This is a genomic window from Agathobaculum sp. TL06 (assembly GCF_054658635.1).
Genome location: NZ_BAAGGY010000022.1, coordinates 44,985 through 54,161, shown reverse-complemented (window position 1 = coordinate 54,161; position 9,177 = coordinate 44,985). Strand labels below are relative to the sequence as shown.

The 9,177-nt window shown below is 55.2% G+C and carries 13 protein-coding genes and 1 pseudogene; 1 reads left to right on the top strand and 13 read right to left on the bottom strand.

Annotated features, from left to right (window positions below):
* Positions 1-127, bottom strand: a pseudogene (locus ACYQ3S_RS12915) (iron-sulfur cluster-binding protein); the annotation flags it as partial.
* 104 nt (positions 128-231) lie between these two features.
* Complete coding sequence (locus ACYQ3S_RS12910) at positions 232-600, bottom strand: hypothetical protein (protein WP_459689650.1); 369 nt, start codon at positions 598-600, stop codon at positions 232-234.
* Between the two features lie 555 nt (positions 601-1,155).
* Here ACYQ3S_RS12910 and ACYQ3S_RS12905 point away from each other — a divergent pair.
* Positions 1,156-2,334 carry an IS110 family RNA-guided transposase gene (locus ACYQ3S_RS12905; protein WP_459689648.1) on the top strand — a complete coding sequence of 393 codons (1,179 nt, stop codon included), beginning with the start codon at positions 1,156-1,158 and terminating at the stop codon, positions 2,332-2,334.
* 121 nt (positions 2,335-2,455) lie between these two features.
* Here ACYQ3S_RS12905 and ACYQ3S_RS12900 read toward each other — a convergent pair whose 3' ends face one another.
* From ACYQ3S_RS12900 to ACYQ3S_RS12850, 11 genes are all read right to left on the bottom strand, one after another.
* A complete protein-coding gene (locus ACYQ3S_RS12900; RefSeq protein WP_459689646.1) occupies positions 2,456-2,710 on the bottom strand; it encodes a hypothetical protein in 255 nt (84 codons plus the stop codon).
* A gap of 144 nt (positions 2,711-2,854) precedes the next feature.
* Positions 2,855-3,985, bottom strand: coding sequence for a hypothetical protein (locus ACYQ3S_RS12895; protein ID WP_459689644.1), 1,131 nt, complete (start codon positions 3,983-3,985; stop codon positions 2,855-2,857).
* 93 nt (positions 3,986-4,078) lie between these two features.
* Positions 4,079-4,774 carry a single-stranded DNA-binding protein gene (locus ACYQ3S_RS12890; RefSeq protein ID WP_459689642.1) on the bottom strand — a complete coding sequence of 232 codons (696 nt, stop codon included), beginning with the start codon at positions 4,772-4,774 and terminating at the stop codon, positions 4,079-4,081.
* Positions 4,775-4,793: 19 nt separating this feature from the next.
* Positions 4,794-5,675, bottom strand: coding sequence for a hypothetical protein (locus tag ACYQ3S_RS12885; RefSeq protein ID WP_459689640.1), 882 nt, complete (start codon positions 5,673-5,675; stop codon positions 4,794-4,796).
* A gap of 78 nt (positions 5,676-5,753) precedes the next feature.
* Complete coding sequence (locus tag ACYQ3S_RS12880) at positions 5,754-5,948, bottom strand: HNH endonuclease (protein WP_459689638.1); 195 nt, start codon at positions 5,946-5,948, stop codon at positions 5,754-5,756.
* 4 nt (positions 5,949-5,952) lie between these two features.
* Positions 5,953-6,477: a reverse transcriptase domain-containing protein gene (locus ACYQ3S_RS12875; RefSeq protein WP_459689636.1), complete on the bottom strand. Its 525-nt coding sequence runs from the start codon at positions 6,475-6,477 to the stop codon at positions 5,953-5,955.
* 640 nt (positions 6,478-7,117) lie between these two features.
* Positions 7,118-7,657, bottom strand: coding sequence for an AAA family ATPase (locus ACYQ3S_RS12870; RefSeq protein ID WP_459689634.1), 540 nt, complete (start codon positions 7,655-7,657; stop codon positions 7,118-7,120).
* The gene (locus tag ACYQ3S_RS12865) at positions 7,651-7,785 is read right to left on the bottom strand and encodes a hypothetical protein (protein WP_459689633.1); all 135 of its coding nucleotides are present in this window, start codon (positions 7,783-7,785) and stop codon (positions 7,651-7,653) included. The genes ACYQ3S_RS12870 and ACYQ3S_RS12865 overlap by 7 nt, the downstream gene beginning before the upstream one ends.
* A complete protein-coding gene (locus ACYQ3S_RS12860; protein WP_459689632.1) occupies positions 7,782-8,021 on the bottom strand; it encodes a hypothetical protein in 240 nt (79 codons plus the stop codon). The genes ACYQ3S_RS12865 and ACYQ3S_RS12860 overlap by 4 nt, the downstream gene beginning before the upstream one ends.
* Positions 8,021-8,548 (bottom strand): hypothetical protein, encoded by a 528-nt coding sequence (locus tag ACYQ3S_RS12855; protein ID WP_459689630.1) that lies wholly within the window; start codon positions 8,546-8,548, stop codon positions 8,021-8,023. Before ACYQ3S_RS12855 ends, ACYQ3S_RS12860 begins: the two co-directional genes overlap by 1 nt.
* Positions 8,541-9,176 carry a hypothetical protein gene (locus ACYQ3S_RS12850; protein WP_459689629.1) on the bottom strand — a complete coding sequence of 212 codons (636 nt, stop codon included), beginning with the start codon at positions 9,174-9,176 and terminating at the stop codon, positions 8,541-8,543. Before ACYQ3S_RS12850 ends, ACYQ3S_RS12855 begins: the two co-directional genes overlap by 8 nt.
* Position 9,177: the final 1 nt, after the last annotated feature.

Sequence of the window (9,177 nt, the reverse complement as noted above, 5' to 3'; positions counted from 1 at the left end):
ACTTGGTCTCTCCGCCAACCGTCAGGCGGCAGCCGCCGCACATGCCCGTGCCGTCCACCATGATCGTGTTCATGGAAACAATGGTCTTGATGCCATAGGGGCGGGTGGTTTCCGCTACGAACTTCATAGTGAACATCAAAACAACCGTCGGCAGGGTCTGCACCATCACGCCGCAATAGATCGCGCCGATCAGCAGGCCGATCCGGATATAGCGCGTCTCCTCCCTGCCAGTCATTTTTGGCTTGTAGAGCTAACAGTACCCATCAGGAAGCCGCTGTAAGAGGATAGGATCGCTACGGCAAATGCTGCCAACAGGATCGCCATGAACCACTTCGGCATAATCGCGATCAGCATCTGTGAACAGACCAGCTTGTTGCTGATGCCCTCAAAAGCAGGCATAGAACGCGCCGTCAGAGAAAGGACAATGGAGATCACGCCGACGATGACATTCATCGGGCCGACAAACCACGCAATACGCTTGAGAAATTTTTCATTTTTGCAGGATGCCGCCGTCTGAATGGTTTGCTGGCCGGTCAGATGCGCAAAGAACGGCGCGATGCAGAGCAGATCGGAAGCGCGATATTGATGAAATGATCCCATCTGCCGGTAAACGATACGAACTGCTGACCGAAGTCCGGATTGCTGACGTAATATTCACGAATCGAATCGAAATTGTAATTCGGCAGCTGAACAACCAAAAAAGCCAGCGTGCCAAACATGCTCACATACAGGATAATTACCTATCCTTTTATAAAAATAATTGGTATTTTCTTTAGTCATTTTCACATATGGTTTTCTCAATATCCCCCTACTCACTCAACCTTTTATTTTCCGGCCTTCAGACAAATGTAAACGGTAGACTCTGTCTTCATTTCTACATTGCAATCTCTTTTTTATTTGAAAATATACAGTCATTTACAGTACATAGTAGTAGTTATTAAAGTCCCTCTCCAAGGGCTGTGCTACACTGTAAGGGATGCTGTGGATTGGTTTGATTCTCCTACCACAAGATGGTTCTTGAAAGGTTCCAACCACAACCCCTTACAATTTTGTTAATCAGTTAAATACCGCCAGACGGTTTATGGGGAACAAGGCTACAAAAGTAAGGCGTACTGTGGATGCAGCATCACATATTTAGCGTTGAAGGGATTAGTTATGGTAATTTCTGTTGGTATTGATGTCTCAAAGGATAAGCATGATTGCTTCATTCTCAGTTCGGAGGGTGAAGTCCTGGCGGATGCGTTCACAATCCCAAATACAATGGATGGGTTCAACTGCCTATTGCAGAGAATCCAGGACTGCACCACACCTCAGGACAAAATGAAAGTAGGGCTTGAGGCAACCGGGCATTACAGCTACAACCTGCTCGGGTTTCTTCTTGACAACGGTCTGGCCACCTATGTCTTGAACCCCTTGCGCACAAACCTTTACCGAAAGAGTCTCAGTCTGCGAAAGACTAAAACCGACCGGGTGGATGCACGAACGATTGCTTCTATGCTGTTATCCGATGTGGGCCTCAAACCCTACACGGATACAGCATACCACAATGAGGAGCTAAAGTCACTGACCAGATACCGTTTTGACAAAGTGAAAGAGCATGCCAAGCTGAAAAGCTCTATCGCTCGACTGGTCTGCATCCTGTTTCCAGAACTGGAAAAGCTCGTTCCTTCTCTGCATATTACTTCTGTCTACGCCCTACTGGAGGAGTTCCCCTGTGCCAAACAGATCGCCGCCGCCCATTTGACAAGGCTGAAAACACTTCTTGAAACCGCTTCTAAAGGCCGCTACAAACGGGACATGACTCTTGAAATCCGGGATGCCGCCAGAAACTCTATTGGCTCCTGGATGCCCGCCAAGTCTCTTGAATTGCAGCATACCATCCGGCTCATCCGCGAACTGGATAATGAAATTGCTGAAATTGAAGAGCAAATTCAATTCATTATGGATGAACTTAATTCGTCCCTTACCACTATCCCCGGATTGGGTTTCCGTATGGCCGCCATGATTCTTGCTGAAGTTGGTGACTTCACCCGTTTTGATTCCCCAGACAACTTATTGGCCTATGCTGGGATGTCTCCCTCAACTTACCAGTCCGGGCAGCTCAAAAATTGCTACCCACACATGGAAAAGCGAGGCTCTCGATATCTGCGCTATGCCCTTTACAACGCAACCAAGTATGTTTGTCACTGGGAGCCGACATTCGCCACTTATCTCGCTAAGAAACGGGCTGAGGGCAAACACTACAATGTTGCTATTTCCCATGCAACCAAAAAGTTGGTTCGTCTAATATTTGCCATGGAGAAATCCAGGCAACCGTATTGCTCAGAGGCTTGAGCGCAACTGCTTAAATAGCCAGCAGAGGTCTGACAAGACCTTAGCTTTGCTATACCCTTTTTGAGCCATCTTTTTTCACCACCACCATTCATTTTGGGGTTGACTTCTAATAGTTAATCTTTCAAATATCCAGCACCACCGCTTCTATCCTGCTCTCTGCCATCCGGCTTATCCGGTATATCTTCTCGCAGAATTTTTCCAGGCTGAACTCCATCCCTGGGTCATCGGCGTCCAGCAGCAGGCCTACCACAGAACACCGCGCATCATGTACCGCGTCCTGCAGCTGTTCCGCCAGATCCTCAGATATTGCGCGCTTACCGTCCGTGATGAACAGGATATCCGCGTCCTCAAACGCTTCCTCGTTTATCAGCCGCATGGCCTCGCGGACCGGCGTCTCAAAATCCGTGCCGCCGTCAAAGAAATGTTCGGCAGCGGAAAGCAGGTCGTTGGTCGTGTACTGCCCCGGCAGGAAACGGTCTGTCCGTATCTGGCCTTTGCCGGAGAAATGGATCAGCGCAAATTAGCGCCCTTCATGCGCGCAGATATCCTGCACGGCCAGCGCCAGCGCTTTACCCCACGCGGCGTTCTCGCCCTCCGTGGATCTGGACTCATCCAGACAGATGATGATATCGCCATGCCCTTTGTGGATGCGCTCCCGCTTTGTATATTGCAGTAGTCCTTTCGCATTGTACTTACGCAGGAACAGCGGCGTCGTCGCTGGGGACGCCAGCAGCGCCAGCTCGCCGGAAAGCAGGTTTTTCAGGTCGCGCCCGCGCGTAATAGCGTATTTCTCCCCGCGGCCGTGCGCGTAGTCGTTCTTCCGCAGGTCGGACAGCATCTCCTTCATGCGCCCCAGCTGACGGGTGACGCCCAGCAGCATCTCATTGCTCTTTACCCTGTCCATTAGCTCGCGGTCATGGGCCGTCTGCTGCGCTGTATTTTCAGACGTCCCATCTCCCCAGCATCGCCGTACATAGCGGGCCAGAAGCGCGGCATCCATGCCTTGCTGCAGCGCGGTATGCATCGCCGCTTGTGTTTCTGTCTGCCGTTTGCGCAGCTTATCCCGTATCATCCCGGACACGGCCTGTATCTGCTCCGCCGTGCTTGCCGTCTCTGCGGCAGCGCGGAGCGCCTCCGGTGTTTTGAGCGGATCGGCCTGTGCTTCCCGCACCAGATGATACAGCTTTTCCGCCGCCGCGTCATGGCGGCGCACCAGCCGTTCCAGCACGGGCAGCAGCCTGCCCGCCGCCCGGTCGATACCGTGTACTGCATCAGAAAGCGCCTGCCGCACCGTGCGCGCAGCTTCCATCGCTGCGCTGTCCTCCCCCTTGCACAGATGGTGCAGGGCGGCAAACTGTCCGTTATCCTGCATCCCCTCCAGCAGATATGCCCAGACAAGGCGCGCTTTGGGGGACAGCTCTTTTTCGCTGCACCAGCGGTATGTATGCGCATAGAGCAGATGGAACAGGTCGGCCAGCAGCGGTGCGGCAGCATCCAGCCCATTGGCTGTGCAGCTGTCATGGAACACCATGCGCTCCAGCCGTGTCGGCCGGGTACAATGCTCCGTCCGTTCCGGCCTTTGGTATGGTGCAGTAAGATTGAATAACGGTGAGTTTACGATCTGATCCAGCGAAGAAAAGCGGTATCTCATCCAGCACCTCCAAGTTATCAGGTGGAAAAGCAGGGCAGACGCCCTGCTTTTCCATGTCGTTCTACTCCTGTTTCTCCATATCATGCTTGCCGCTCAGAACGGCGGGTTGGGGTCAGGCACACCGCCCGGCCCCCATGCGTAGCTTTCCGGTACGCCGGAGAAGCTCGGTGTCGGGTACTGTGCCGCAGCGCCGGGTACCGGCTGCGGATAGCCCAGCGCCGACGCCGCCTGTACCGTCACCGCAGGCACGGCCTGCGGGGCAGGCGCAGCCGCGGGCTGTGTGCTTGGCTGTGCCACCGCCGCCGGCTGGGGCGCCTGTGCCGCTGCCGGCTGTACCGCGGGCGGGGCAGCATACCCCTGCGCCGCGGGTACGACTTGCTGCGGTGCATATCCGGCTGCGGGTGCTGGTGCAGAGACCGGAGCAGGTGCAGCCGCGGGCTGCGCCGCACCGTCCGGCTGGGCGTCCTCCGGCTTTTTATCCAGGAAATGCACGTCGCCCCGTACCACCTCAAACGCGGAGCGCTTTTCGCCCGTTTGCTGGTCCTGCCATTCGCAGCGTTGGATCGCGCCAACGACGCAGAGCAGGCGGCCTTTGCGGCCGTACTGCAGCACGAACTTCGCCTGCTGGCCGAACACCGAGCAGTCGAAAAAGTCCGCTTCCGGCTCGCCGTCACGCTTGTAGTCGCGGTCCACCGCGATGCGGAAGCTCGCGATCGGCTTTTCCGGGTCTTTCCCGCGCTGGTCGGGGTCCTTGGTCATACGGCCTATCAGGATGATCTTATTCAGCATTCTGTTCTCCTCCTTCTTGTCATGCTGCGGATTGTAGTACGGCCAGCTGCGCCAGCGGGGACGGGGTGAACGAGCACGCCTCATGCGCCCTGCGGTTCAGCTCCTCGAGCGACGCGAGCGCGTCCCCCGCCTGCCGGTGCTGGTCGTCGGACTGCGCGGCGGCGTCCAGCGCCTGCCACTCGCGGTACAGCGCTGCGAAACCGGCGCGGAGCTGTACGAGCGCCTTGGCCTTCTGGCCGTCCGGCGCGTCGTTGAATGCGCCGAACGCGTCCTTCGCCTTCGCCAGCAGTTCTTCCAGCCGCGTGCGGAGCGGGTCGTCGCACAGGCGCATGAGCACGGTCTGCACCTTTTCTATCTCCGCCGGTTCGTTCCAGAGGTAGTTCTTCAGCTGCAGCAGGTCCTCCGGCTGCACTGCGGCATGGCCGGCGAGCCAGGCCGCCGCCTGCGCCACCGGCCCATAGCCGAAGAACGTGCGGTCGGATACCGTGATACCCTCCCGCCGCAGCTCGCACAGCACATCGTCCATCAGCTCATTGACCGCCTCCGGAATGGAGACCAGCGCCACCTGCGCCTGCATGGCGTACAGCTCGTCCAGCGAGAAAGTCGCCCTCACCTCGCCAAAATGCCCGCCCTGCTTGTTTTGCAGCACGGCGAGCCGCGCGCTGCGTTCCTGCACATCACGGGTCACCACGCGCAGCTGGAAGCGGTCATAGAGCGGGGCGAGGATCTGCTCCTCTTTGTTGCGGAAGTTCGGCAGCTCATTGGACGCCGCGAAGAACGAGATCGCGGGGATATCCACGGTCACGCCCTCGTTGGTGTACCGGCGCTCGTTGAGCGCGGTGAGCAGCGAGTTGAGCAGACCATCTCCCGCCTGTAGGCTAAGCGTCCAGCGCCTTACCATATTGCTATGGCAGGTTTCCGGGCGCTCGCCTCGGAACCGGACTTACACCTCTCAATGTATCCGGCTCCCCACTTGCAATTAGTCCATCTTGTTACTGTGTATTTTCCGGTGGCATTCCACGCATACAGCAAGGGTTTTACGTTTGCGGGAAATCATGAACTGTTTCCAAGGCTCTTTGCCCTTCAGATTTTTGAGTTTTCTTACATGATGCATTTGGAGAGGCACGTTTTCTTTTCCACAAAATTCACATTTTTCTGCTTTTATTCGTTCCATGAGACTATTCTGTCCACTGTAGACAATTAAGAGCCAGTGCGTAATAATTATAAAAGCCTCTGATTTCCGCATTGTAACGTAACAGGATTTCCAAATCGTCATTGTTTCTCAGATATACTCTTGCCTGCGGTTTCCATACCTCTTTACCGTTATGAACGACAATTTTCATCGCATTATATTCCAGCAGTTTGTCTCTGATTTTCCCTGCTGGGATTTTAAGGACAATTTTGCCATTGTTATATCGCGTCGGTGCTTTTTTCTTTCCAGGCATGGGCAACTGCGAGTATCTGACTGAGATTTCATACCCGAGGAAATGTGCAGAGGAGGTTGCGTGGGTAATCAAGGTCTTTTCATCCGAAAGCTTCAACCGTAATTGGTCTGATAGAAAATTTTTGATGTCTTGCTTGATTTTCCTGCAATCCTCTTTACTTCCAATGACACCAATCAAAAAATCATCGGCATAACGCTCATATCCGATCCTTTCGTCATGTTGCCCTGTTTGGTATATATCCGCTGATAAGCGATGCAATACATTTCAGGATTGTACAACAATCTATAAATGCGCTCATATTGGTAATTAATATCCCTGCTGTGCCTTGATAGACTGTTTAGTACATTTACAGGATTTCTCATAGTGTCTCACACACTTTCACAGTATTTGTACTGATTCGCAAGCTGCCTTCCTTCGCCATGTGGACGGCTTTCCCGCCCTCGGACTACTATGAAGGCTCCGTTGCCATGCCAGATATTCAATGCCAAAGCATATAGCCGTATCAGGCGTTCCGGTTTAGGCAATCCCCGTTTAGCAATACAATAACTCAGCACGATGGATTGTCGGATACGATTTCCGTCCTTTTCCGCTGACAGCGGTACGTCGCAGATAAGTAAGCCTTGGATGCCCTCCTATTCAAGTGGAAAGCATCATCTGCGATACAGCGGCTATAGTCATCTTCCGCTGTAGACACGAGTGAGGCCGTTCAGACTGTCGTTCAACCAATCAGGGCTTTATCCTCATATCCATCTTTTCATCCAACCATTCAGTCGTGACCTGATGACTGGTCAACTTATGGCCTTTCCGACATGCTCTGGTCCCCCTATGGGTTTCCCCTCAGGGTAAGTCGAATGATGATAGGCACAGGCTCCTTGCCTACTGCTTTGCTACAGCAGCTTTATTGTAATGCCTTTACGGGCGCACTGAACACCTCGTCCAGAAAGCAGATATGCGCGTCCGGTATCTTGCCTGCCGTGATGGTCATGGGCGTGCCGCTGTGCAGCAGGGACAGCCCTTTCTGGTACTGTTCCAGAGCTGCCGTAAGGCTTTGCATCCGCGAAGCTGCACTGCTGTCCGCCGGGTCAGCGCGAAAATCGTCTGTCGCCTGTTCCAGCTGCTGCTTGAGCTTTTGATACGCAGCATCGTCTGCCAACACCTGCGCCGGGACAGCGCCCGGAATCAGGCTCGCCAGATCGAGCCGCCCGAACAGGGCTTCTTCGTCCGTCTGTTTGGACAGCAGGCGTTCGAACTGCTTTGCGCCCGTGATGCGCTTTCGGAACTCGTTCACCACGAAGCTCTTGGCCTGCCCGGGCGCACCTAAAATGAACAGGTTGCACCTGCTTAACAGCGCCAGCGCAATCGTCTGCACCAGCTCGTGCCGCTCCGCGGCCTCGCTGTTTACCTCCTCCATCACGGCCAGCATCTTATCTCTCAGCATTCCTTTTGTTCTCCTTTCCCGAGCAACTCTGACGCGCAGCGGAAGCCCTTTACAAACGAATCCTCGCGTTCCAGATCACGCAGCAGACCGATATCGTGCGATACCGCATCAGTATTCAGTGCCTTCAAAGTTCCTCGCCTCCCGCCTGGAACAGCACCTTTGCAGTGCCGGCATAGCGGATCTGGAAAACAATATCCGGATGCATCCGGTGCAGCAGGCCGGCCCGCTGCTTGAGGATATCCAGCTTCGCCTCTGGGACAAGGGTCGCGCACATCAGCGGCACGGGAAACGTGCCGTTTGCTATATCCACCGCGCCGAAGCGCGTATCGTCTTTCCCTTTCGCATAGAGCATGAGATTTGCCATCACGATACCTCCGTATCCTCTGTTTTGCCGGGCTGGATGCGCTTCACATCAAAGAACGCCGTGCGGAAGTCGTGCGGGGCGGCACAGTAAAAGAAGAACTGTGCCAGCCCGGTATCGATCTCCACCACGTCTCTGGTATGGATGCTTTCATCTGGAAGCGGCGAGGATACATCCCCAGCATTCGCCTGCTCATAGAAAGCTTTCGGGGATAAGCCGGTTTTCCCTTCTGCGCGCAGCCGGTAGCGGTGTGCAAGGGGGAACACAAGCTCCCTGTCTCCCGCTTCGTCCGCTTCCAGCAGCCGCGCCATCACAGCCGCCTGCTCATCCGCATAGCTGTAGATGCGGTACTCGTGCGGCGCTTTCCGTCTGGGACACCACTCCGGCGCCTTATACGCCGGATCGCTCTTGCGGAACGGCTTGCGGCGCTTTTTGTTCTCGAAACCTGCGCAGTAGCGGCTCAGGCCGTAGTCCAGATGCGCTTCACACCCGATACAGCCGGGTTCTGCGAAACTTTTCTGCTTAAACATCCTTTTCCTCCCTCAAATAGTCACAGATCTTATCCTTATGCGCTTCCAGCGGGAACCTTGCGCCGCCATGCCGGCGGCTCCACCGGCAGAGCGCGCGGTACAACAGCTTCAGCCGCGTCAGGCTGAGCCGCAGCCGCGCGCAGGCATCCTCCATGTCCTCCTGCAGCTCATCCAGCCGCAGCCGGATGACCGTCCGCCTGCCCGCGCTGGCCGTGGCCAGCTCTTCTTTCTGCAGGAAATATTCCGCTACAGCAGAGTCTGCAGACAGGCAGGACAGCACTCGGTACGGATAGAGCACGGACTCGTCATGCACCGGCAGCAGGTACTTGTCCATCTGGGACAGGAGGCGCGGCAGGAGTGGAATCTCCGCTTCTGAACCACGATACGGCTTTGGCAGTTCTGCGATCCTTTCATACGGGATCTCCCATGCCGGCGCGCTGTGCGGGTGGGGCAGCACCGTAACGTCCCCATCCGTTAGCAGGACGTCGTAAAGATGGTACGCCCCGCCGTCCACGATATGCCCGACGCCGATATACCATTGTCCGGACACGAGCAGACGGCTTGCGAAGAGGAAACAACAGTCCAGCATTTCATGCGGCGTCTTTACGGCAAACAGCCTGTTTTCCATG

Coding starts and splice junctions, on each gene's coding strand:
- ACYQ3S_RS12910 (WP_459689650.1), bottom strand. CDS start 600: ATGGGATCATTTCATCAATATCGCGCTTCCGATCTGCTCTGCATCGCG.
- ACYQ3S_RS12905 (WP_459689648.1), top strand. CDS start 1,156: ATGGTAATTTCTGTTGGTATTGATGTCTCAAAGGATAAGCATGATTGC.
- ACYQ3S_RS12900 (WP_459689646.1), bottom strand. CDS start 2,710: ATGCGGCTGATAAACGAGGAAGCGTTTGAGGACGCGGATATCCTGTTC.
- ACYQ3S_RS12895 (WP_459689644.1), bottom strand. CDS start 3,985: ATGAGATACCGCTTTTCTTCGCTGGATCAGATCGTAAACTCACCGTTA.
- ACYQ3S_RS12890 (WP_459689642.1), bottom strand. CDS start 4,774: ATGCTGAATAAGATCATCCTGATAGGCCGTATGACCAAGGACCCCGAC.
- ACYQ3S_RS12885 (WP_459689640.1), bottom strand. CDS start 5,675: ATGGTAAGGCGCTGGACGCTTAGCCTACAGGCGGGAGATGGTCTGCTC.
- ACYQ3S_RS12880 (WP_459689638.1), bottom strand. CDS start 5,948: ATGGAACGAATAAAAGCAGAAAAATGTGAATTTTGTGGAAAAGAAAAC.
- ACYQ3S_RS12870 (WP_459689634.1), bottom strand. CDS start 7,657: ATGCTGAGAGATAAGATGCTGGCCGTGATGGAGGAGGTAAACAGCGAG.
- ACYQ3S_RS12860 (WP_459689632.1), bottom strand. CDS start 8,021: ATGGCAAATCTCATGCTCTATGCGAAAGGGAAAGACGATACGCGCTTC.
- ACYQ3S_RS12855 (WP_459689630.1), bottom strand. CDS start 8,548: ATGTTTAAGCAGAAAAGTTTCGCAGAACCCGGCTGTATCGGGTGTGAA.
- ACYQ3S_RS12850 (WP_459689629.1), bottom strand. CDS start 9,176: ATGGAAAACAGGCTGTTTGCCGTAAAGACGCCGCATGAAATGCTGGAC.